This is a genomic window from Nocardiopsis dassonvillei subsp. dassonvillei DSM 43111 (genome assembly GCF_000092985.1).
Taxonomy (GTDB): Bacteria; Actinomycetota; Actinomycetes; order Streptosporangiales; family Streptosporangiaceae; genus Nocardiopsis; species Nocardiopsis dassonvillei.
In genome coordinates this window covers 518087-539868 of sequence record NC_014210.1, presented here as the reverse complement: position 1 = coordinate 539868, position 21782 = coordinate 518087, and the positions used below count along the sequence as shown (strand labels likewise).

Below are 21782 nucleotides of genomic sequence, written 5' to 3'. Positions count from 1 at the left end.
CGGGACGCTCGGCACGGCCGAACACCGTCCAGACCGGCCGACACGGTCAGCCGCCGCGCGGAACGACCAGCACGGTCAGCCGCCGCGCAGGGCGGTGCGCGCGGCCTCCAGGGTCGTGGTGCGGTAGGCGGCGCCGAACAGGCACACATGGACCAGCAGCGGGTGCAGCTGGTGCAGGGCGACCCGCGACCGCCACCCGGAGGCCAGCGGCGCCACCTCGTTGTAGGCGTCGCGGACCCGTTCCAGGTGGGGCAGGCCGAACAGGGCCAGCATGGCCAGGTCCGCCTCACGGTGCCCGCCGTGCGCGGCCGGGTCGATGACCACCGCGTCCTGAGCCCGCCAGAGGACGTTGCCGCTCCACAGGTCGCCGTGGACGCGCGCGGGCTCCTCGGGTTCTCCGGCCAGGTCGGCGACGGCGTCGACCACCTTCTCGACCACGCGGCCGTCGGACGGGGTGAGGGAGCCCTGGTCCAGGGCCTGGCGCAGGTAGGGGCGCAGGCGCTGCTCGGCGTAGAAGCGCGGCCAGTCCCGGGAGGGGGTGTTGTCCATGGTGAGGGGGCCGATGTAGCCGGGCCAGTCGGCGCCGAAGTGGTCGGCGCCGGTCAGGTGCATCCCGGCGAGTTGGCGGCCGAGGCGTTCGGCGGCCTGGGCGGTGGGTTCGCGCTCCTCGATCCACGGCAGGACAAGGATGCGGTCGTCCCAGGCCACGACGTCGACGGCGGGTGAGCCGAAGGTCCGGCCCAGCCAGTCCAGGCCGCGCGCCTCAGCGGTGAGCACCCCGTTGGGCGGGGCTCCGCGCACGAGGGACTTGACGAACAGGCGGGTGCCGTCGGTGAGTTCGGCGTAGTAGATGTCCCAGTCGTGGCTGCTGCCCGCGCGGGCGGCGCGCCTGACGTCGCGGTCGAGCAGGACGGTGAGGCGTTCGGCCATGGTTCCGTTGACCGGGTCCCTGCGGCGGCCCTCCCCGTGCCCGTCGCCGCCGTCGCCTCCGAAGTCCCGCACGATCCGCTCCCCCCTCACCCGCGCTACCGCCTCAACCGGGTGACGAGTTCGCCGGTGAGGCCCTTGGCCGCGGACTCCACCATGTTGAGTACGGCGGTGAACCCGTCGTCGCCTCCGTAGTAGGGGTCGGGGACCTCCGGGTTGGGTCCGGTGCCGGGCGCGAAGGAGCGGAAGAGGCGGACCCGCGACATGTCGAACCCGTACTCCTCACCGTACTCGTCGACGATGCGCCGGATCTCGTCGACGTTGTCCAGGTCCATGGCGAGGACGAGGTCCCGGTCGGCGAGGACCTCGTGGGCGAACTGGCGGGCGGTGTGACTGGTGAGGTATCCGTGCACGCGCAGGGTGGAGGCCGCGCGCGGGTCCATGCCGCCGCCCACGTGCCAGTCGCCCGTGCCGAAGCTGTCCACCGCCACGAGGTCGCTCATCCCGGCGCGTTCGAGGTCGGCGGCGAGGATCTTCTCCGCCATGGGCGAGCGGCAGATGTTGCCCAGGCACACCACACTGACGCGGTAGGGACCAGCGGGGTCACGCGGTTCCGGCAAGCTCATGCCCTTACCGTAACGAAAAACCGCTGCGGCCACGTGTTGTGGCTCCCGCGCGTTCGCCGGGCCGGGCGGGGCAGCGCGAAGCGGGAGGGGTGGGTGGCCCCCTATATCCATGGAACCGCGGGCGGACACACCGCGGTAGTCCCCGTGCGCGGCTGCGGAAAACCCCGCGGAGGGCCGACCGCGCGGGCCTCCCCCGCCGGTCCCCGCGCGGGTCTCTGGCGCTGCCGCGGCCCTCCCGTGGGACGGGCGCGCCGCCTACCCCTTGGGCAGGCGCACCACGCTGACGAAGAAGTCGTCGATCTGCCGGACCACCCGTATGAACTGGTCGAAGTCCACCGGCTTGGGGACGTAGGCGTTGGCGTGCAGGCGGTAGCTGCGCAGCACGTCCTCCTCCGCCTCCGAGGTGGTGAGCACCACGACGGGGATGTGCGCGAGGTCCTCGTCGTTCTTGACCTCCTCCAGCACCTCCCTGCCGTCCTTGCGGGGCAGGTTGAGGTCGAGCAGGATCAGGTGGGGACGGGGCGCGTCGGCGAACTCCTCCTCGCGGCGCAGGAAGCGCAGCGCCTCGACACCGTCGGAGACCACGTGCAGGCGGTTGCCCAGCTTGTGTTCCTCGAACGCCTCCCTGGTCATCAGGACGTCGCCGGGGTCGTCCTCGACCAGCAGCACCTCGATGGGATGCACCAACATGACCTCGCTCAAGCTTCCAGACCCCTGCTCAGGGTCCCGCCCCGTGACCGGGGGGAACCGTACCGCCACCGGTGTCGGGCTGGGCGGAGCGGACGCCGCCGGGCCTGTCGCCCGGTTCGGCGCCGTCCTCCCCAGGGTTGTCCGTACCCGTGGGCTGTCGTGCGGCCGTCGGAGCCGAGTCCTCGGGGGTGGTCTCGGCGTCCTCGGTGCCCTCGTCCCCGTTATCGACGGCGAGGGGCTCGGCGGTTCCCCTGTCGGGGGCCGGGTCCTCGTCCTCCGCGGGGTCGGCGGGCAAGGACCAGCATATGCGCGTTCCGGTTCGACCAGAGTCCCGGTCACCTGAGGTTTCGGATTCCCCGGGGTCCCGGGAGCCGGTTTCCAGCCAGATCCGTCCCCCGTGGAACTCCACGATCTTCTTGCACATCGCCAGGCCGATGCCGGTTCCCGTGTACTTGTCCCTGGTATGCAACCGCTGGAAGATCACGAAGATGCGCTCCGCGTACTGCGGTTCGATTCCGATCCCGTTGTCGGAGCAGCAGAACACCCACTCGTCACCGCGCCGTTCGACGCTGATGTGGACCCGGGGGTCCTCCTCGCCGCGGAACTTCACGGCGTTGCCCACGAGGTTGAAGAACACCTGGGTCAGGAGGGTGCGGTCGCCCTGCACGGTCGGCAACGGGTCCCGGGTGACCTCGGCGTCGGCCTCCTCCAGACGGGTGGACAGGCTGCTCAGGGCGTCGTCCAGCGCGTCGTCGAGGGCGACCGGCGCGAAGTTCCTGACCCGGCCGACCCGGGAGAAGGCCAGTAGATCGTTGATGAGGGTCTGCATGCGCTTGGCGCCCTCGACCGCGAAGTCGATGTAGGCGTCGGCGCGCTCGTCCAGCTGCCCCTGGTAGCGGCGCTGGAGCAGCTGGCAGAAGCTCGCCACCTTGCGCAGCGGCTCCTGGAGGTCGTGGGAGGCGACGTAGGCGAACTGCTCCAGCTCCAGGTTGGAGCGGCGCAGTTCCTCGGTCTGGTTCTCCATGAGGACGGACTGCTCCTGGAGCTTGCGCCGCGCGGAGGCGACCTCGTCCAGGTCCTGCACGATGCGCTCGCGCATGGCGTCCACGTCCTGGCCGAGCCGGACGATCTCGGGCGGGCCGTGCAGGGAGATCCGGTGGGCGTAGTAGCCCTCCGACACTTGGCGCATGTGCCCGGCGAGTTCCTCCAGGGGGCGCAGAACCCACTGCTGGAGCATCACCCACAGGAACACCGACAGGAACACCACGACCAGGCCGACCAGGACCAGCAGGGCCACGACCTGCTGGGTGGCCAGGGTCAGGCCCTCGCGGGCCTCCTTGATCTCCGCCTCCAGCTGGCTGGTGGTGGCGTCGCTGATCCGGCTGAGCTCCAGGAAGAGGACCCGGCCGCGCCGCAGCTCCTCCTGGGTGACCTCCTGGCCGCCGCTGACCCGCTCCAAGGCGGGCTCGGCGAACTCCTCGGTCCACACCCGGCCCGCGGTGAGCAGGTCGTCGACGTTGGTGGCCACCTCGGGGTTGTCCTCGGCCAGCTGGGCCAGGACGGCCTGGTTCTCCGTCAGCGTCAGCTGGCTCTCGACGTAGGGCTGGAGGAACTCGCGGTCCTGGGTGAGGATGTAGCCGCGCAGGGCGTGGTCCTGGGTGAGGTAGGCCGAGTGCGTCTGCTCGACCGCGCTCACGGCGGGTGTCAGGGAGTCGACCTGGAGCGCCAGGGACTCGCGGGCCTGGAACGCCGCCAGGGTGATGACGGACACCGCCACGACCAGGACGACGGCGACCACGGCCAGCAGGCTCGTGACGCGCCGCCGCAGGCTCCACGACTGGTGGGCCGAGCGCTTCCCCTCGCGGTTGGTGCCGTTGACGAAGTGCGTGCCGCCGGTCGAGGCCGCGCCGTGCACGCCGGTGTCCGGGGCGGGCCCGGATCCCTCGGTCTCCATGGCCGTCCCCTCTCCGGTCGCCGGTGTCACTCGGGCTCTCCGTGGGTGATGAGCAGCATCGCCACGTCGTCCTGGAGCGGTCCGCCGTTGCTGCGCTCGGCCTCGTCCACCAGGCGTTCGGGCAGCCCGGCCAGGGAGGTGCCCCGTTCCAGCACGCCGGAGACCATCCGGCGCAGGCCCGCGACCTCCAGGCGGGCGGGCGGGGCGCCGTCGTAGGCGTCCACGAGGCCGTCGGTGTAGAAGAGCATGGTCGCCCCGGTGGGGAGCACGACCGTGTCGGTGTCGGTCTGCTCGACGGGGAAGACGCCCAGGGGAGGCTGCGGGGTGACGCGGGTCTCCTCGACGGCGCCGCCGCGCAGGACCATGGGCGGCGGGTGGCCCAGGACGCGGAGCCTGACCCGGTCGTCGCCGGTGTCCAGGCTGGCCATGCACAGGGTGGCGTACATCTCCTCCTGGGCCCGCTCGGTGACCAGGATGTCCTCCAGGCTGGTCAGCACCTTGTCCTCATCGACGCCGCCCATGATGAGGGCGCGCCAGGCGATGCGCAGGCTGACTCCGAGCGCGGCCTCGTCGGGGCCGTGCCCGCTGACGTCGCCGATGATGACGTGGGTGGTGCCGTCCTTTTCGACCGCGTCGTAGAAGTCCCCGCCGACCAGGGCGCGTTTGCGGCCGGGGCGGTAGTAGGCCAGGTGCTCCAGGGGCGAGCGTTGGAGCAGGACCTGGGGCAGGAGTCCGCGTTCGAGGCGCATGTTCTCGCGGGCGCTCATGCGGGCCTCGCGCAGCTGGCGGGCGTTCTCGTCGGCGCGGCGGCGCTCCAGGGAGTAGCGCAGGCTGCGGCCGAGCAGGGAGCCGTCGACCTGGCCCTTGACGAGGTAGTCCTGGGCGCCCGCGGCCACGGCGGCGACGCCCTCGTGCTCGTCGTCGAGTCCGGTGAGGACGACGACGGCGGCCTCGGGTGCGCCCTCCAGGACCTCGCGGAGCAGGTCCAGCCCGTGGGCGTCGGGGAGGTTGAGGTCGAGCAGCACGCAGCCCCGGAAGCCCTCCAGGTGCCGGCGCGCCTCGGCGAGCGTGGGGACCCAGGTGATGTGCGTGGGCAGGGCCGTCTCGTCGAGCAGTTCCTCGGCGAGGAAGGCGTCCCCGGGGTCGTCTTCTATGAGTAGGACGTCAACCGGTTCGACAGCAGCCTCCACCCGCTCGTTCGGGACGGTGTCGTCGCCCAGGAAGGCCCCGTCGTGCGGGGCAGCGTCGTTGGCGGAGGCGGCCCGTGCCGCCTCCCCGCCGATCACCGTCACGGGATCGTGCCCTGTTCTCCTGGTATCCACTCATCGCCCTTGGTCTGCCGGTTCGTGGGTGCCGTGTCGCGCCGTGTGACCCCGGGGGGCGCCCCGGGTTCTCCCGGCGGTCCGGACCGCACGACACCCAAACGATAATCGCCCCGGTGACCTGTTGACCAGCGGCCGTGACGAGACACATCCGACGCCGGAGACCGGGATCACAGCCCTGTTCTCCCTGTGTGAGGGCCTGTTGGCCCGCGGTGGGAACCCGCTGACGCTCCGCCCCGACGTGCGGACGGAACGAGCATGCGCCCATGCACGAGCACATGCAGGGTGTGACGGGGGACACGCGCTGGATTTCTTCGAGCGTACCCGAGGCCCCTCCGGAGAGGTCGGCGCCCCTGCGGGAGACGCGCACGGAAGCGGTGCGGCGGCCTCCGGGAGGGAGCCCGGGCGGCGGGCCCGGAGGCGGAGGGGGAGACGGGCCCGGCACCCCTCGGCACGCCGGCAGATTTTCATGACAGGGTGTCATATCCCCCTTGACAGCGGCCTCCGTCTAAATGACATGATGTCATAAACGTGCCGGACGGAAGGCGGAAGAGCACCGATGAGCGCAACGGCCGAGGTTCCCGCGACGACCGCCCCCGACACCCCCGGGACCTTCTCCGAACGCCTGCGCGCGGCGACCTGGAGCGACCACCAGGCCGCCGAGGACCACGGTTTCACCCGGGCCCTCATGGACGGCACGCTCCCCCTGGACGGGTACACCGGCATGGTCGCCCAGCACTACTTCGCCTACGTCGCGCTGGAGGAGACCGGCCGGCGCCTGGCGGACGACCCCGTCGCCGGAAGGTTCCACTACCCGGAACTGGAGCGGGTCCCCGCGCTGGTCCGCGACCTGGAGCACCTGCTCGGCGCCGACTGGCGCGACAGGATCGCCCCCACCCCGGCCACCCGCACCTACGCGGCGCGCATCGAGCAGATGGCCGACCACCCCGAGGGGTTCGTCGCGCACCACTACACCCGCTACATGGGCGACGTGTCCGGCGGGCAGTTCATCCGCCGCGTGGCCGCCAGCGCCTACGGCCTGACCGACGCGGCCGGCGTCTCCTTCTACGTCTTCGACGCGCTGGGCAGCCTGCCCCGCTTCCGCGCCGGGTACCGGGAGCGGCTCGACTCCCTGGCCCTGGATGAGGCCGCGGCCGCCCGCCTGGTGGCCGAGACCCGGCTGGCCTACCAGCTCAACACCGAGGTGTTCGCCGACCTGGGCCGGATGTACGCGCCGGGGACCGGGGCGGACGCCGACGCCGCCTGAGCCCCGACCGCGCGCCCGTCAGGCCTCCGGGGCCCGGCGGGCGCGCTCCTGGTGGCGGCGGGCCTTCAGGCGGTTGCCGCAGGTCCTCATCGAGCACCAGCGGGCGGTGTTGGCGCGGCTGCGGTCGAGGAGGAAGAGGCGGCACTCGTCGTTGCCGCAGGGGCGCAGCCGCCCGGGCCTGCGCTCCTGGACGTCGTACCAGGCGAGCACCAGTTCCACCGCGAGCGTCCGCTCGGGCGGCGCCCGGAGAGTCCACCGCAGGTCCGCCCCGTCGATGTCGGGAACCCGGGTTACCCCGGCGAGCATCCCCCGCATCCGCGCCTCGGGCACGGGTCCGCGCGTGGCGGCCTGGAGCACGTCCCTCGCCGTCCGCAGCCAGTCGATCGCCGCCGCGTCATCGGAACCGCCGTGCTCGCGCGCCCACCGCCGCGGCGCGGCGTCGTCGGCCCACAGGTCCCGCCGTCGGCCGTCCACCACCGGGGTGCTGTTCAGCGCTTCGAGCAGCGCCTCCTCGTCGACCATGTCCACCCACCTCCCGAACTAACCCTCTTCATCGACTTGACAGGTTACCCCGCATCCGCTCCACTGGTGGCAGAGATAACCATCAAAGTTGCCCTGGAGGGTTAGTCATGACGGAGATCCGCCACCAGTACGCCACCGTGCGCGGACACCGCGTCTTCTACCGGGAGGCCGGGCCCCGCGACGCGCCCGCCCTGGTGCTCCTGCACGGGTTCCCCACCAGCTCGCGCATGTTCCGCCGACTGATCCCGCGGCTGGCCGACCGGTTCCGCGTCATCGCCCCCGACCACCTCGGCTTCGGCCACTCCGACGCTCCACCCGCCGACGCGTTCGCGTACACGTTCGACGCGCTCACCGACGTCACGGAGGCGCTCCTGGCCGGGCTCGGCGTCACCAGCTACGCCATGTACGTGCAGGACTACGGCGCTCCCGTCGGGTGGCGGCTCGCGCTGCGCGCCCCGGAGGCGGTCACCGCGGTGGTCACCCAGAACGGCAACGCCTACGAGGACGGCTTCGTCCCCGAGTTCTGGGCGCCCGTGTGGGCCTACGCGAAGGATCCGGGGCCCGCGACGGAACCGGCGGTCCGCACCGCCCTCGACCTGGACGCGGTCCGCTGGCAGTACCTGCACGGGGTGGACCGCCCCGAACTGGTCGATCCCGACACCTGGACGGCCGACCACCGCGACATCAGCCGCCCCGGCAACGACCTCGTCCAGCTCGCCCTCCTGCGCGACTACGCCACCAACCCGCCCCTCTACCCGCGGGTGCACGCGTACTTCCGGGAGAGCCGCGTCCCGCTCCTGGCCGTGTGGGGAGCCGAGGACCGCATCTTCGGCCCCGACGGCGCGCGCGCCTTCGCCCGCGACCTGCCGGACGCCGAGATCCGCCTGGTGCCCGGAGGCGGCCACTTCCTGCTGGAGAGCCACCTGGACGGCACCGCCGAGCGCATCCGGGACTTCCTGACCCGTACGCTGACGGCGCCCCGGGGATGACGCCCGCGCGGGCGGAACCGGTGGCCGGGCGGGCGCGCCGCCGACCGCCCGCCGGGCCCCGCCCCGGCGGGGCCCGGTCGTTCCGGAGCGTGCCCGGACCCGCTCCGGCCCTCCCGGCCGCCCTGCCACCACCGTCGCGCACGGTCACCGAAGACCGCCACGGTCCGCCCCCGGGCGTGACACCATAGGAGGATGCCCAAGATCACGGCGCCGACCATCGCCGCCCACCGTGCCCGCACACGGGATCGCATCATGGACGCCGTCGACGAGCTGATCCGGACCCAGGGGATCGACCGCATCTCCATGACCGACGTGGCCAACTCCGCGGGGATCACCCGTACCGCCCTGTACAACTACTTCCCCGACAAGCCCGCGCTGCTCCTGGCCTTCACCGAGCAGGTCAACAGCGCGTTCGTCGAGCGGTACAGGCGCGAACTCCCCTCGGGCGTCTCGGCGGCGCGGCGGCTCTCGGCGTTCGTCCGCCTCCAGTTGGAGGGCATCATGGCGCATCCGCACCCGCCCGCCGCCGAACTCGGGGCCAGCCTCGGCCCGGACGCCTACCAGGCGCTCGCCGCCCACGTGGCGCCCATGCAGCGCCTGCTGACCGAGATCCTGGAGGAGGGCACCGCCGCGGGCGAGTTCGATCCCCTGCCCGCCGAGCCCGTCTCCCGGCTGGCCCTGTCGATGGTCGGCTCCCAGCGCCTGCCCCTCGTCAGCGGGGAGATCGACCTCGACGAGACCCACGCCCTGGTCACACGGTTCGTACTCCGCGCCCTCGGCGTGGCGACCGAAACCGTGGACACCGTTCTTCCGCAAACCGCCACGAAGAACACCCGGAGTGGTGACTCGTAAACACGCAGTCATAAGGGCTGGCCCATAACCTGCGCCACAACGTTGGCGAGGCGATATCAAGTCGCAACGGTACGGCGACATCGGTCAGAATCGGTGACCCCGCCCGCCCCTCGGGGCGGGCGCCCCTTCGACCGAGTGTGAGGCCCTCTCCGACGTGTCCCTCGTACTGATCCTCCTCGGCGCCGTCCTGGTGGCGGTCGCCATGTTCAACAAGGTCCCCAGCTACGTCCCCGGGCGGATCCCGGCGCCCCGCCCCGGCCGCGGCGGCTCCGTGGCCGCCGCGCGGAGCCCGGAGATGGTGCGCCCCCGCGTGAGACTGGTGTCGGCCCGGCTCACCGAACCGGGCAAGGCGCTGCTCACCACATTCGGCGGAAGCGCGCTGATCGTGGCGTTCTTCCTCACCCTGTCCGGTCTGTGAACCCCGGCCGGTCCCTGAGCACGGACCGGCCGATCCGGCCGAGCAGCCGTTCCGGGGAGCCGTCGCCGCGTCCGGCCGGGTAACCGAGGTCGCGCGTGCCCCCGCCGCCGGCCATGCGCAGCAGCAGGCCGCCCGCGGCGGTGGCCGCGAGCCCGCCCGTCACCGCGGCGGCCGCGGCCAGCCGCTCGCGGAAGCGGGTGTCCCGGTGCGCGGCCATCTCCGCGATGGCGCGGTCCGTGGCGCCGAAGGCCCCGCCGCACAGCAGCGGGTCCAGCTCGTGGGGCCGCCACCGCGCCTGCCAGGGGCTCAACGGGGGCAGTCCGCCGGGCACCGAGGACGTGCGCGGCTTCCAGCGGACGGGCCCCGCAGCGCCGACCGGGCCGGGAACCGGGTCCGGCACCGTGAGCCGCTTGGGCGCGGGACCGCCGTAGCGCAGTTCGCCGGGGGCGTTGGTGAGCATCTCCGCGAGCAGCTTGGCGCAGGCACGGGCGTCTCCCAGCGCGGTGTGCTGTCCGGTCGGCCAGTCGCCGCTGAGCCGGTGGGAGGCCTTGGGCAGCGAGTACCGCTCCAGCTCCACCTGGGAGCGCAGCGCGCGCAGCGTGCACAGCCCGGCCTGGCCCGTGGGAAGCCCGGCGGGCACCAGTTCCGAGGCCAGGAAGCGCTGTTCGAAGTCGAGGTTGTGGCCGACCACGACCGCCCCGGAGAGCAGTTCGGTGAGTCTGGGCACCACCTGGGCCGCGGTCGGGGCGCCCACCGTGTCGCCCTCGCCGATGCCGTGGAACTCCCGGCCGCCCACCGGCGCGCGCGGGTCGATCAGAGTGCTGAACTCCTCCACGAACTTGCCGTCGCCGCGCACGCGCACCACGGCGATCTCCACGATGCGCGCGCCCTCGCGCGGTTCGAGGCCGGTGGTCTCCATGTCGAGCACCGCGTACTCCAGGTCCGCCGCCCGCATGCCGACCCTGCGCCGGGTCAGCGCGCCCATCCGCAGCGTTCCCATCGTGTGACCCACTCCCTCGTACCTCGTGTCGAACGGCCGTCCCACCTCGCCGCGTACCGGCAACGACCTTACTCCCCGCGTCCGACAGCGGACCCCGCGCACGTGGCGGGCCCCTCCCGGCGGCGGGGGGCCGACCGCTCCGGTCAGCCCCCGGACCGCGAGGCGTCTGCGGTCGGGCCGGTTCCGCGACCGCGGGGCGACCGGAAGAAAGGGGGGTTATGTAACGTTCTCAGTCGTGTCCACCCACAGGAGGACACTCCACGCGCACCCTGCCCCGACCTCAACGGCGAGGAGAAGCCCGCATGCCCCAGAGCCCGCTGCCCGAGTACGTCCCCCTGGCACAGGTCGTCCGGTCCGGAATGCTGGAGAGCGTCCACTACGGCGCGGTCGTCGGACTGGCCGCGGACGGCCGGATCGCCTACGCGCGCGGCCCCGTGCACCAGCCCATGTTCCCGCGCTCCTCGGCCAAGCCCTTCCAGGCGCTGGCGATGCTGCGGGCGGGCGCGCGCCTGGAGGGGCCCTCGCTGGCCATCGCCGCGGGCAGCCACTCCGGTGAGGAGGCGCACACCGCCGAGACCGAGCGCATCCTGGCCGCGGCCGGGCTCACCGCCGACGCCCTGGGCTGTCCCCCGGCCGCCCCCGGCGGCAGGGAGGCGCGCGCCGCGTTCGTGCGCGCCGGACGCGAGCCCGAGCGCGTGCTGATGAACTGCTCGGGCAAGCACGCGGGCATGCTCGCCGCCTGCGTCGCCCGGGGGTGGAGCACCGGGGACTACCTGGAAGCAGAGCACCCCTTCCAGGTCCTGGTCCGCGAGACCATCGAGGAGCTGTGCGAGGAGCCGGTCGCGCACACCGCCGTGGACGGCTGCGGGGCGCCCCAGATGGCGGTCTCCCTGACCGGTCTGGCCCGCGGTCTGTGGCGCATGCGCACCGCCCCCGAGGGCGGTCCTGAACGGGCCGTGGTCGAGGCGATGAGCGCCCACCCGCTGTACGTGGCGGGCAGCGACCGGATCGACACCGACCTCATGAGGCGTATGCCCGGCCTGGTGGCCAAGGGCGGAGCCGACGGGGTGCTGGTGCTCAGCGCCGCCACCGGCGAGACCGTCGCCGTCAAGATCAGCGACGGGGACGCCGAGGAGCGGGCGCGTACGCTGGTCGCACTCGACGCGCTGCGGACCCTCGGTGTGGACGTCTCCCCCGTCCAGGACCGGCTGCGCGTGGACGTCCTCGGAGGTGGCGCCCCCGTCGGCGAGGTCCGCCCGCTCTGACCGACCCCGACCTCGGGAACCACCACCGGAAGGGACACCACCGTGCGGGACACCCTCAACGACATCGTCGTCGTCGGAGCGGGGATGGCCGGGCTGCACACGGCCGAGGCGCTGCGCGAACGCGGGTACGAGGGGCGGCTGACGCTCCTGGGCGAGGAGGCGCACCGGCCCTACTCGCGGCCTCCGCTGTCCAAGGAGGTCCTGACCGGGGTGGGTATGGAGCCCCCGGGCGGCGGCCCGGGCTGGCTGGTGGGCCACCGGGCGCTGCGTCTGCGCGAGGACGAGGCCGTGGACGCGCTGGACCTGGACTTCCGTCCGGGCAGCCGGGCCGTGGGGCTGGACACCGCCGCCCGTGAGGTGAGCGTGTCCGGTCCGGGCGGCGCCGCCTCGACGGTGCGCTACGACGGCCTGGTGATCGCCACGGGCGCGCGGGCGCGCCGCCCCGCCACCGACCTGGCGGGCGTGTACGTGCTGCGCACCCTGGACGACGCCGAGGCGGTGCGGTCGGAGTTCGACTCCGGTGGTCGGCTGGTGGTGGTCGGGGCCGGTTTCGTCGGCGCCGAGGTGGCGGCCAGCGCCCGAGCGGTGGGCATGGACGTGACCCTGGTGGAGGCGGCGCCCACACCGCTGACCCGGGTCGTGGACCCGAGGATCGGCGAGGTCCTCACGGAGCTGCACCGGGAGAACGGCGTCGACGTGCGCCTGGGCGTGGGCGTGGCCGGTTTCGAGGGCCGGGGCCGGGTGGAGCGGGTCCGGCTCGCCGACGGCTCGGCGGTGGAGGCCTCCCTCGTGGTCGCCGGGATCGGCGTGCACCTGAACACCGAGTGGCTGCGCGGGTCCGGGGTGGAGCTGCTGGCCGACGGCTCGGTGGCGTGCGACGAGTACTCCGCGACCTCGGTGCCGAACGTGTACGCGGTCGGCGACCTGGCGAACTGGCCGCACCCGCGCTACGGCGGGCGGATCCGCCTGGAGCACTGGACCAACGCGGGCGAGCAGGGCGAGGCCGCGGCGCACAACCTGTTGGCGGGCGACGGCGGGCGCACGCCCTTCACGCCGGTGCCCTACTTCTGGTCCGACCAATACAGGATGAAGGTCCAGCTGCTGGGCCAGGGCGCGCCCGCCGATCAGGTCGCCTTCGTGCACGGCTCCCCGGAGGACCGAAAGTTCGTGGCCTTCCTGGGCCGGGGCGGAATGCTCACCGGTGTGCTGGGGCTGCGCTCCACGCCCAAGACCATGCGCTACCGGGGTCTGCTGGAGAAGCCGACGACGTGGGACGAGGCGTTGGCGGCCGCGGGGGTCACTCCCGCACGGTGATGGCCCTCTTGGGGCACATGCGTTCGGCCTGGCGGACGCGTTCGCGGGACGCGGCGGCGGGTTCCTCGGTGAGCAGGTAGAGGAAGTCGTCGTCGCGGACCTCGAAGACCTCCGGTGCGGCGGCCATGCACAGGGCGTTGCTCTCGCACTGGTCGTAGTCGACCTCGACTCGCATCGTCGCTGGACTCCTCGCGCGGAAGGGGTGTGATCCCCGACTCTAGCCGGGACGGCCGTGCTGTACGGCTCGGACGGGCGCACCGGCGCACGTCCATAACTTCGCTTTTGTCCATAAAGCGGATGTTGTGTGAACCACCAGTGCGTACACGCTGTCCCACTGCCGACAGCACCGGGCCGTCCGGTGCCGTCGGGAAAGGGGCACACGGGTGAGCGAGGACGAGACCACCGGGAATCCCGAGAACCGTAGGTCGGCGGCGGAGGCCGCCCCCGTGCCGGGACCGGAAGGGACCCCCGTGCCACCGGGTCCAGCGGAGCAGGTGGAGCGGGAGGGGCAACCGGGGCGGGTGGATCCACCGTTACGGACGGGGCGACTAAGTCCGTCGGAAGTCTCAGGACGGCCGGGCCCGCCGGAGCAGGAGAGGCATCCGGTCCCTCCAGACCAGACGGAACACCCGGGACAGGTGGGGCAGGCAAGGCCGCGGAGCGCCCACCGGGAACCGCAGCAGTACGGCACGACGTTCGCGCACCTGTCCTACGCGCAGCACTACCAGCAGACGTACCACGACCCGGCCTACCGGTACCGGGAGCGGCCGCGGGTGCCCCTGCCCCGTGCACCCGCGTGGCTGCCGGTCGCCGTGCTCGGCGTCGGCGTGGTGGCCGCGCTGCTGGCCACGTTCGACCGGCCCGGGATCGGCCTGGTCATCACCGGTGTGGTCGCGGGTCTGACCGCTTTCGCCGCGCTGATGGTGCGCCCGGCCATCCCCGAGAGCGGTATGGAGGACGAGGAGGAACGAAACGGGGAACCGGGGCCCGGGAGCTCTTCTGGCACCGCTGGGAGCACGCGGACCCCCGTGGCCGGGGGTTCGGGTGTCCCCGATCCGACCGCCCGGAGCGTCCCCGCCAAGGACGACGGACAACCGCGCCCCGGGAACTCCTCCGTAGCCGCAGCGGACGCGGAGCACGCCGGGGTCTCCCCTGAGACCGGAGATCCGGCTTCTGGGGCCGCAGAGACCCGTGCGGATTGCGGGGCCGATCCCTCGGCCGAGATGGAAGGGGCGCCGGAGGCCACGGAGGCCGGTGAATCCGACAGCAGCGGAACACGTACGCCTGGAAGCGAAGAGGCCACCGGTGCCACCGGCATCACCAAGGCTGGCGAGGCTGGCGAGGCTGGCGAGGCTGGCGAGGCTGGCGAGGCTGGCGAGGCTGGCGAGGCTGGCGAGGCTGGCGAGGCCACCAATACCGCCTCCACCGGTGCTGGCGAAACCGCTACCGCTGAGGCCGCCGGGGCCGCTCCAGCCGTCACGCCCTCACCTCAACCTCTCGCCCGCCCCGCAGTCCCACACACCACTGCCACCGCCTCCCCATCCGCCTCCGGTCCTCAGACCGCCCCCACCCCTCAGACCTCCTCCCACCCCGCGGCCCCGCACACCCCAGCGGCCTCTGCCCCCCGCCTCTCTGCTCCTCACTCCTCTGCTGCCCCTGACCCCGAACCCACACCTGACCGCTACTCCCACACCTGGTCGGCGGTCTACGGCGTGCTCGCCGCCGCCCTGTTGTTCACGGCGGTGTTCCGGGACGCGGGCTGGGTGCTCCTGTGGACCCTGACCGCGTCCTTCCTCTTCGCTTCCATGGCCTTCGCCGCGCGCAACCCCGCCTCCCGCCAGGGCGCGGCGGGCGTCGTCACCGGCTCGCTCGCCCTGTTGCGCAACCTGCCCTCCACACCGCGGTTCCTGGCCGCTCCGCTGCAGAGCTCGCGATCCCGCCGCCTGGTCGGGCCGGTCCTGGTCACCACGGTGGCCACCGTCGGGCTGCTGCTCGTCTTCGGCGTGCTCTTCGCCTTCGCCGACCCGGTGTTCGGCAGCTACCTGGGCCGGATGTTCACCAACCTGTTCCGGGAGGGCGACCTCAACCCGTTCGGCGACCTGTTCGCCATGGTGACGGCTATGCTGCTCACCGGCTCCGCCGTGCTGGCCGCGCGCCGCCGCCACGCGCCGAGGCACGCCCCCCGCGCCACTCCCGTGAACCCCTCCCCCGAGCGGACTCCCCTGCCGGTGTGGGTGTGGACGATCCCGCTCGGCGCCCTGGTCCTCCTGTTCACCGCCTTCCTCGCGGTGCAGGCCGTCGCGATGTTCGGCGGCGACGAGTACGTCCAGCGCGTCGCCGGGGTCACCTACGCCGAGTACGCGCGCCAGGGCTTCTTCCAGCTGGTCGTGGTCAGCCTGCTCGTCCTGTGCGTCATCGCGGTGGTCGTACGCATCCTGCCCTCCAGCACCACCCGTGTCCTGCGCAACGTCCTGCTCGGGCTGCTGTGCACGCTCACCCTGGTCATCCTGGCCTCGGCGATGCTGCGCCTGCAGCTGTACATCGACACCTACGGGCTGACCCGGATGCGGGCCAGCGCCGAGGCGTGGATCGTGTGGAGCGCGGGGGTGTTCGGCCTGCTGCTCGTGGCGGGCGCGCTCGACACCCTGGGCCGTTCGGCGGCCTGGCTGCCCCGGGTCACGGCGGCCCTGGCCGGAACGGCACTGGCCGTGTTCGCCTACGGCAACCCGGACCTGCGGATCGCCGAGAGCCACCGGGACCTGGACCTGTCCACGATCGACACCTGGTACCTGCGCGACCTGTCCGCCGACGCGATCCCCGGTCTGCTCGAACTGGAGGGCGACGAACGCGACTGCGCCCTGGTGGGGTTCCAGGACCTCGTGGAGGAGGCCGACGACGCCGGGTTCGCGTCGTGGAACCTGTCCCGCCACCGGGGCCTCCAGCAGCTGGACGAACTGGGCCTGTTCGAGATCGGCGGCCAGGCCGGGATGAGCTGCTCCTACGAGCGCGGCTACTAGGGAGGGCGGCGGGCGCACGTCCCCACCGTCCCGCTCCCGGCGGACGCCTCGCGCGGTCCCTCCCGCGCACGGCCCCGGCCGCGTTCGCGCCCCGGCCGGACCGGTCGGGGCGCTCGGGGCTCAGGGGCGCGCAGGAGCACGGGGACTCCACCCCCGCGTCCCGCCCGCGGACCCGGGGCAGCCCTCCCGCCCCGGGGCCGGACCGCCTACTTCGCGAAGCGGTCGGTCGCCTCGATCAGGTGGTCCAGGATGCCCGGCTCGCTGAACGCGTGCCCGGCGTCGTCCACGATGTGGAATTCCGCTTCCGGCCACGCCTTGTGCAGGTCGTAGGCGGTGCGGGCCGGGGTGCACACGTCGTAGCGGCCCTGCACGATCACGCCGGGGATGTGCCGGATCGCCTCCGCCCCGTCGATGAGCTGGTCGGGCTCCAGGAACCCGCGGTTGACGAAGTAGTGGTTCTCGATCCGCGCGAAGGCCAGCGCGTAGTCCTCGTCCGCGTGGTGCTCGCGCAGCTCGTGGTTGGGCAGCAGGGTGACCGTGGACCCCTCCCACACGCTCCACGAGCGCGCGGCGGCCAGGCGCTCCTCACGGTCGGGCGAGTTCAGGCGGCGCGCGTAGGCGGCGATGAGGTCGCCGCGCTCCTCCTCGGGGATGGGCGCCAGGTAGGACTCCCACAGGTCCGGGAAGAGCTGGGAGGCGCCCTCCTGGTAGAACCAGCGCAGCTCGCTCTCGCGCAGGGTGAAGATGCCGCGCACGACCAGCTCGCTGACGCGGTCGGGGTGGCGCTGGGCGTAGGCCAGCGCCAGGCAGCTGCCCCAGGACCCGCCGAAGACCTGCCAGGACTCCGCGCCGATCATCTCGCGCAGCCGCTCCATGTCCTGCACCAGCGTCCAGGTGGTGTTGGTGGACAGGTCGGTGTCCATCTGGCTGGCGTGCGGGGTGGAGCGGCCGCAGTTGCGCTGGTCGAACAGCAGGATCCGGTACCGCTCCGGGTCGAAGAGCCTGCGGTGGTCGGGCACGCATCCGCCGCCGGGGCCACCGTGCAGGAACACCACGGGCTTGCCCGCGGGGTTGCCGCACAGCTCCCAGTAGACGCGGTGTCCGTCGCCGACGTCGAGCATCCCCGAGTCGTACGGCTCGATGGGCGGGTACAAGGTACGCAAAGCGTGGGGCCTTTCGTGGACGTGTTCGTGGACGTGGTTCCTCCCCGGGGACCCCGGCGGAGTCGGGCGCCGCGGACGGAGGTGTCCGGCGGACGCCTGACGGAGAACGACGAGGAGAGGGTACGGCGTCCCGGGTGTCCACCGGGCGCGAACACGCACGGGACGCCGTCAGAGGCGGTCGAGCAGCTCGGCCTTCTTGGCGCTGAACTCGTCGTCGGTGAGCAGGCCCTCGGCGTGCAGCCGCCCGAGTTCGCGGATCTTGGCGAAGACCGCCTCGCTGCCGTCGTCGTCCGCCGCTCCGAGCGCGGCGCGCTCCTGCCGGGGGTCCTCGGCCGCCGCGACGTGGGCGTTGACGGTGGCGGCCATCAGCAGGGTCTCCTCGCTGCCCTTGGTCCCGTGCGAGGCGAGCGTGAAGAAGTCGTGGTCCAGCGCCGTGGCCTCGGGGATGGTCACCCCGCGCAGCACGATGCGCAGGTAGCCCTCGGTGACGTCGACCGGCGGGTGCCAGTGGGCGGTCTCGATCTCGGAGAGCTGGTAGTCGCGGGCCTTCTCCTTCTGCTTGGCCGTGCTGGCCAGCCAGTTGTCCCACTGGAGGCGCACGCGGGTGCCGTCGAAGGAGGCCGTGCCCTCGGCGGTGCGGACCTGGAGCGGGGGCCGGGCCACCAGTCCCCGGGCGACCTCGCGCGGGTCGAGTTCCCCGGTCAGGGTCTCGCGGGCGAAGCGGGCCGAGGAGGCGATCTGCTCGGAGTAGTACTCGGCGAGGAGTTCTCCGTCGTGCGGGCCGGTGATCAGCAGCGGGGTGAGCGCGTCCCGGCCGGGGACGCCCAGGAGCGCGTAGGGGTCGCCGCCCTCCACCAGCCGCAGCCGCAGCCGCCACCCGTGCTTGCGGGTGCCCCGGTCGAAGTCGACCTCGCGGACGGCGGCCAGCGGAACCGAGCAGCTCCCCAGCGACCGGAACAGGGCGGGCACCTTGCGGCCGGAGTCGAAGCGGACACGGATCGTCTCGTCGTCGATCCGCCAGGTTCCGTGGTGTCCGCGAAGTTCCTCCATGTCCACACATCCTAGAGCCAGCGGAACCCGCCCCGCGGGGCCGCATGCGGTCACCGTCCCGGCCCGCGGCGCCGGGCGCCCGACTGCGGACGGGGTTGTGCTCTCCCGTGCCTCCGCCCCACCGCACGCGCGCCGCCCACCGCCACCGACGCACGCCACGTCCGGCGCCTCCCCGTCCGGACGCCCGAACCGTCACCCGAGGTCAAGGGCCCGTCCGGACCACGGGCCCCAAGCGTCACGGCGGCGCATCCCGGGTAGGACCAGCGGGGCACACCCGTTGCACCGCCCAGCCCGGGCGGGACCGGCGGACAGTGCGGTCGGCGCCCTGTCCACGAACCGGAGGTCGCCACATGTCGAGAGAGACGGCAGCCGCGGGCGCGGCCGAGTTCCGCGCCGCCCGGGACCTGCTCCTGGACCTGCGCGAGGACCAGGGGAGGGCGCACCGGGAGTTCACCTGGCCCCGGTCGGACCGGTTCAACTGGGCGCTGGACTACTTCGACGAGGTGGCCGGGCGCCGTCCGGACCGGACGGCGCTGTGGATCGTGGAGGAGGACGGCGGCCAGGCCAGGTACACCTACCGGCGGATGTCGGAGCGCTCCGCCCAGGTGGCCAACTGGCTGAACAACCAGGGCGTGCACCCGGGCGACCGGATCCTGCTGATGCTGGGCAACCAGGTGGAGCTGTGGGAGACCCTGCTCGCCGCGACCAAGCTCGGCGCCGTGGTCTGCCCCACCCCCACCTCCCTGTCCGAGGGCGACCTGCTGGACCGGCTGGAGCGCGGCGAGATCGCGCACGTGGTGTGCTCGGCCGCCGAGACCGAGAAGTTCGCCCCGCTGCGGGGGCACTGGACGCGGATCTGCACGGGCTACATGGAGGGGTGGCTGAACTACGCCGACTCCGAGCACGCCGGTCTGGACTTCCACCCCCCGCACACCACCCACCCCGACGACCCCCTGCTGCTGTACTTCACCTCCGGCACCGCCACCCTGCCCAAGCTGGTCGTGCACACCCAGCGCTCGTACCCGGTGGGGCACCTGTCGACCATGTACTGGCTGGGTGTGCGGCCGGGCGACGTCCACCTCAACGTGTCCGAGCCGGGGTGGGCCAAGCACGCCTACGGCAGCGTGTTCGCGCCGTGGAACGCCGAGGCGACGGTGCTGGTCGTCAACCAGGAGCGCTTCGACGCGGCGGGGCTGCTGGACGCGATCGTGCGCTGCGGGGTGGACACGCTGTGCGCGCCGCCGACGGTGTGGCGGACTCTGGCGCAGGCCGACCCCGCCGCGTGGGACGTGGGGCTGCGCGAGGCGGTGGCCGCCGGGGAGCCGCTCAACCCCGAGGTGGTGGACCGCGTGCGCGAGGCATGGGGCGTGACCGTGCGCGACGGGTTCGGGCAGACCGAGACGACCGTACTGCTGGGCAACGGCCCCGGTCAGCGCGTGGTGCGCGGGTCGATGGGGCGGGAGATGCCGGGCTACGACGTGGTGCTGACGGACCCGGCCACCGACGAGCCCGCCGACACCGGGCAGATCTGCGTGGACCTGGCCCGGGAGCCGGTGGGGGTGATGAAAGGCTACGCCGACAACCCCGGCCTCAGCCGCGAGGTGGTCCGCGGGGACCGCTACCGCACCGGTGACATCGCCAGCCGGGATTCGAACGGTTACATTACCTATATCGGTCGATCCGACGATGTGTTCAAGGCCTCAGATTACCGCATCTCACCATTCGAACTCGAAAGCGTTCTGGTCGAGCACGAATACGTGGTCGAGGCGGCCGTCGTTCCCTCCCCCGACCCGCTGCGGCTGGCGGTGGCCAAGGCGTACGTGGCCCTGGCCGAGGGGGTGGCCCCCGACGCCGAGACCGCGCGGTCGATCCTGGCCCACGCGCGCGAGCGCCTGTCACCGCACCAGAGGGTTCGCCGCCTGGAGTTCGGTGAGCTGCCCAAGACCGTCTCCGGTAAGATCCGTCGCGTGCAGCTGCGTCGGGCCGAGGCCGAGCGCGGCACGGTCGCCGACGGCGCGCGCAACCCGCGCGAGTACTGGGAGGAGGACCTCCCGGGGTTGGAGCGGTGACCGACCGGGCTCCGGAGCCGCCCCCGACGGAAATGGCCGCGGGAACCGGGAGAATTCCGTCTCACGCAATGAGACGCTTTTCGGCACCCGAAACCGGTGTGGTGTTTTCTGTCACGCGAACCGTGCCGGCCGACGCGGCAGCGGAGCGCCGAACCGTCCGCGCTACTGTTTTCATAAGACGGTTTTCGTGGCGACAGCGGAAAACACGACAGACGGGACCCGAGGGGAACACCATGCCGAGCACCAACGACACCCGGGTGGCCAGTTACAAGCCGCTCATCGCGCCCCGGGACCTGCTGGCCGAGCTCCCGCTGGGCGCCGAGCGCAGCGCCCTGGTCGAGGAGTCCCGCGCCGAGGTCAAGCGGGTGCTGGACGGAGAGGACGACCGCCTGCTGGTCGTCGTGGGCCCCTGCTCGGTGCACGACCCCGAGTCCGCCATGGACTACGCCCGCCGCCTGAAGGAGCTGGTGCCCTCCCTGCGCGACGAGCTGTGCGTCGTGATGCGCGTGTACTTCGAGAAGCCGCGTACCACCGTCGGCTGGAAGGGCCTGATCAACGACCCCGGCCTGGACGACACCTACGACGTGCACCGGGGCCTGCGCACCGCGCGCAAGCTGCTGCTGGACATCAACGCGCTCGGGCTGCCCGCCGGGACCGAGTTCCTCGACCCCATCACCCCGCAGTACATCGCCGACGTCGTCTCCTGGGGCGCGATCGGGGCGCGCACCACCGAGAGCCAGGTGCACCGCCAGCTGAGCAGCGGCCTGAGCACGCCCGTGGGCTTCAAGAACGGCACCGACGGCGACGTCCAGGTGGCCGTGGACGCGGTCGGCGCCGCCGCCGCCTCGCACACCTTCTTCGGTATCGACCCCACCGGCGCCGGTTCGGTGGTCGTCACCGAGGGCAACCCGGACTGCCACGTCATCCTGCGCGGCGGCCGCAGCGGTCCCAACTTCGGCGCCGGGCAGGTCAACGCCGCCCTGGACGTCATCGAGGGCGCCGGGCTGCCCCGCCGCCTGATGATCGACGCCAGCCACGCCAACAGCGGCAAGGACCACACCCGCCAGCCCGGTGTGGCCGCCGCGATCGCCGCCCAGGTCGCCGAGGGCCAGACGGGCGTCATCGGCGTGATGCTGGAGAGCTTCATCGTCGAGGGGGCCCAGAAGCTGGGCGACCCCGCCGCCCTGACCTACGGCCAGTCGATCACCGACAAGTGCATGGGCTGGGAGACCACCGGCGAGGTGCTGACCCAGCTGGCCGAGGCCGTGCGCCAGCGCCGCAAGGCCTAGCGGGTGGTCTTGGGACCTCCGCTTCGCTGAGGCCCGTCCAGGAACGGA

General features: G+C 72.7%; 19 protein-coding genes. 9 read left to right on the top strand and 10 right to left on the bottom strand.

The annotated features are described in order from the left end of the window. Positions 1 to 75: 75 nt before the first annotated feature. From NDAS_RS02265 to NDAS_RS02245, 5 genes are all read right to left on the bottom strand, one after another. The gene (locus tag NDAS_RS02265; protein ID WP_013151500.1) at positions 76 to 1002 is read right to left on the bottom strand and encodes a fructosamine kinase family protein; all 927 of its coding nucleotides are present in this window, start codon (positions 1000 to 1002) and stop codon (positions 76 to 78) included. Positions 1003 to 1025: 23 nt separating this feature from the next. Beyond that, positions 1026 to 1553: a low molecular weight protein-tyrosine-phosphatase gene (locus NDAS_RS02260; RefSeq protein ID WP_026337862.1), complete on the bottom strand. Its 528-nt coding sequence runs from the start codon at positions 1551 to 1553 to the stop codon at positions 1026 to 1028. A gap of 255 nt (positions 1554 to 1808) precedes the next feature. Further along, positions 1809 to 2243: a response regulator gene (locus tag NDAS_RS02255; protein WP_013151498.1), complete on the bottom strand. Its 435-nt coding sequence runs from the start codon at positions 2241 to 2243 to the stop codon at positions 1809 to 1811. A 28-nt stretch (positions 2244 to 2271) separates the two neighbouring features. Then, positions 2272 to 4197, bottom strand: coding sequence for a sensor histidine kinase (locus tag NDAS_RS02250; protein WP_013151497.1), 1926 nt, complete (start codon positions 4195 to 4197; stop codon positions 2272 to 2274). Positions 4198 to 4223: 26 nt separating this feature from the next. Beyond that, the gene (locus NDAS_RS02245; RefSeq protein ID WP_013151496.1) at positions 4224 to 5489 is read right to left on the bottom strand and encodes a PP2C family protein-serine/threonine phosphatase; all 1266 of its coding nucleotides are present in this window, start codon (positions 5487 to 5489) and stop codon (positions 4224 to 4226) included. 589 nt (positions 5490 to 6078) lie between these two features. Between NDAS_RS02245 and NDAS_RS02240 the strand changes: the two genes are divergently transcribed. Then, a complete protein-coding gene (locus tag NDAS_RS02240) occupies positions 6079 to 6786 on the top strand; it encodes a biliverdin-producing heme oxygenase (protein ID WP_013151495.1) in 708 nt (235 codons plus the stop codon). An 18-nt stretch (positions 6787 to 6804) separates the two neighbouring features. On the opposite strand, the gene NDAS_RS02235 is transcribed toward NDAS_RS02240, so the two are convergent. Beyond that, on the bottom strand, positions 6805 to 7308 hold the full coding sequence (locus NDAS_RS02235) for a CGNR zinc finger domain-containing protein (protein ID WP_013151494.1): 504 nt from the start codon (positions 7306 to 7308) through the stop codon (positions 6805 to 6807). 107 nt (positions 7309 to 7415) lie between these two features. Here NDAS_RS02235 and NDAS_RS02230 point away from each other — a divergent pair, with 107 nt between their 5' ends. The 3 genes from NDAS_RS02230 to NDAS_RS02220 all read left to right on the top strand — a co-directional run bounded on the left by NDAS_RS02230 (position 7416) and on the right by NDAS_RS02220 (position 9567). Continuing rightward, complete coding sequence (locus NDAS_RS02230; RefSeq protein WP_013151493.1) at positions 7416 to 8297, top strand: alpha/beta fold hydrolase; 882 nt, start codon at positions 7416 to 7418, stop codon at positions 8295 to 8297. 192 nt (positions 8298 to 8489) lie between these two features. After that, entirely contained in the window at positions 8490 to 9149 is a 660-nt protein-coding gene (locus tag NDAS_RS02225; RefSeq protein WP_013151492.1) for a TetR/AcrR family transcriptional regulator, read from the top strand. A 154-nt stretch (positions 9150 to 9303) separates the two neighbouring features. Next, positions 9304 to 9567 carry a hypothetical protein gene (locus NDAS_RS02220; protein ID WP_013151491.1) on the top strand — a complete coding sequence of 88 codons (264 nt, stop codon included), beginning with the start codon at positions 9304 to 9306 and terminating at the stop codon, positions 9565 to 9567. Here NDAS_RS02220 and NDAS_RS02215 read toward each other — a convergent pair. Then, positions 9548 to 10567: a 3'-5' exonuclease gene (locus NDAS_RS02215; RefSeq protein ID WP_013151490.1), complete on the bottom strand. Its 1020-nt coding sequence runs from the start codon at positions 10565 to 10567 to the stop codon at positions 9548 to 9550. The genes NDAS_RS02220 and NDAS_RS02215 overlap by 20 nt on opposite strands. A gap of 302 nt (positions 10568 to 10869) precedes the next feature. On the opposite strand from NDAS_RS02215, the gene NDAS_RS02210 reads away from it, so the two are divergent. Both NDAS_RS02210 and NDAS_RS02205 read left to right on the top strand, forming a co-directional pair. Further along, positions 10870 to 11832, top strand: a complete 963-nt coding sequence (locus NDAS_RS02210; RefSeq protein WP_013151489.1) for an asparaginase — start codon at positions 10870 to 10872, stop codon at positions 11830 to 11832. A 42-nt stretch (positions 11833 to 11874) separates the two neighbouring features. Further along, positions 11875 to 13146 carry an NAD(P)/FAD-dependent oxidoreductase gene (locus tag NDAS_RS02205; protein ID WP_013151488.1) on the top strand — a complete coding sequence of 424 codons (1272 nt, stop codon included), beginning with the start codon at positions 11875 to 11877 and terminating at the stop codon, positions 13144 to 13146. On the opposite strand, the gene NDAS_RS02200 is transcribed toward NDAS_RS02205, so the two are convergent. Next, complete coding sequence (locus NDAS_RS02200; RefSeq protein ID WP_013151487.1) at positions 13130 to 13321, bottom strand: ferredoxin; 192 nt, start codon at positions 13319 to 13321, stop codon at positions 13130 to 13132. The two genes, NDAS_RS02205 and NDAS_RS02200, sit on opposite strands and share 17 nt — an antisense overlap. 1537 nt (positions 13322 to 14858) lie before the next feature. On the opposite strand from NDAS_RS02200, the gene NDAS_RS02195 reads away from it, so the two are divergent. Then, positions 14859 to 16163 (top strand): DUF4153 domain-containing protein, encoded by a 1305-nt coding sequence (locus NDAS_RS02195; protein WP_013151486.1) that lies wholly within the window; start codon positions 14859 to 14861, stop codon positions 16161 to 16163. 206 nt (positions 16164 to 16369) lie between these two features. Here the strand turns inward: NDAS_RS02195 and pip are convergent, their stop codons facing one another. Both pip and NDAS_RS02185 read right to left on the bottom strand, forming a co-directional pair. After that, complete coding sequence (gene pip, locus NDAS_RS02190; RefSeq protein ID WP_013151485.1) at positions 16370 to 17326, bottom strand: prolyl aminopeptidase; 957 nt, start codon at positions 17324 to 17326, stop codon at positions 16370 to 16372. Positions 17327 to 17494: 168 nt separating this feature from the next. Further along, positions 17495 to 18376 (bottom strand): DUF4429 domain-containing protein, encoded by an 882-nt coding sequence (locus NDAS_RS02185; protein ID WP_013151484.1) that lies wholly within the window; start codon positions 18374 to 18376, stop codon positions 17495 to 17497. 350 nt (positions 18377 to 18726) lie between these two features. On the opposite strand from NDAS_RS02185, the gene NDAS_RS02180 reads away from it, so the two are divergent. Both NDAS_RS02180 and NDAS_RS02175 read left to right on the top strand, forming a co-directional pair. Further along, positions 18727 to 20445 carry an AMP-binding protein gene (locus NDAS_RS02180; protein WP_013151483.1) on the top strand — a complete coding sequence of 573 codons (1719 nt, stop codon included), beginning with the start codon at positions 18727 to 18729 and terminating at the stop codon, positions 20443 to 20445. Between the two features lie 233 nt (positions 20446 to 20678). Next, positions 20679 to 21734, top strand: a complete 1056-nt coding sequence (locus NDAS_RS02175; protein ID WP_013151482.1) for a 3-deoxy-7-phosphoheptulonate synthase — start codon at positions 20679 to 20681, stop codon at positions 21732 to 21734. Positions 21735 to 21782 lie beyond the last annotated feature (48 nt).

Excerpts from the sequence above, each read along its gene's own strand:
- NDAS_RS02260 (WP_026337862.1), bottom strand. The coding sequence starts at position 1,553 with ATGAGCTTGCCGGAACCGCGTGACCCCGCTGGTCCCTACCGCGTCAGT.
- NDAS_RS02255 (WP_013151498.1), bottom strand. The coding sequence starts at position 2,243 with ATGTTGGTGCATCCCATCGAGGTGCTGCTGGTCGAGGACGACCCCGGC.
- NDAS_RS02250 (WP_013151497.1), bottom strand. The coding sequence starts at position 4,197 with ATGGAGACCGAGGGATCCGGGCCCGCCCCGGACACCGGCGTGCACGGC.
- NDAS_RS02240 (WP_013151495.1), top strand. The coding sequence starts at position 6,079 with ATGAGCGCAACGGCCGAGGTTCCCGCGACGACCGCCCCCGACACCCCC.
- NDAS_RS02235 (WP_013151494.1), bottom strand. The coding sequence starts at position 7,308 with ATGGTCGACGAGGAGGCGCTGCTCGAAGCGCTGAACAGCACCCCGGTG.
- NDAS_RS02230 (WP_013151493.1), top strand. The coding sequence starts at position 7,416 with ATGACGGAGATCCGCCACCAGTACGCCACCGTGCGCGGACACCGCGTC.
- NDAS_RS02225 (WP_013151492.1), top strand. The coding sequence starts at position 8,490 with ATGCCCAAGATCACGGCGCCGACCATCGCCGCCCACCGTGCCCGCACA.
- NDAS_RS02215 (WP_013151490.1), bottom strand. The coding sequence starts at position 10,567 with ATGGGAACGCTGCGGATGGGCGCGCTGACCCGGCGCAGGGTCGGCATG.
- NDAS_RS02210 (WP_013151489.1), top strand. The coding sequence starts at position 10,870 with ATGCCCCAGAGCCCGCTGCCCGAGTACGTCCCCCTGGCACAGGTCGTC.
- NDAS_RS02200 (WP_013151487.1), bottom strand. The coding sequence starts at position 13,321 with ATGCGAGTCGAGGTCGACTACGACCAGTGCGAGAGCAACGCCCTGTGC.
- NDAS_RS02185 (WP_013151484.1), bottom strand. The coding sequence starts at position 18,376 with ATGGAGGAACTTCGCGGACACCACGGAACCTGGCGGATCGACGACGAG.
- NDAS_RS02180 (WP_013151483.1), top strand. The coding sequence starts at position 18,727 with ATGTCGAGAGAGACGGCAGCCGCGGGCGCGGCCGAGTTCCGCGCCGCC.
- NDAS_RS02175 (WP_013151482.1), top strand. The coding sequence starts at position 20,679 with ATGCCGAGCACCAACGACACCCGGGTGGCCAGTTACAAGCCGCTCATC.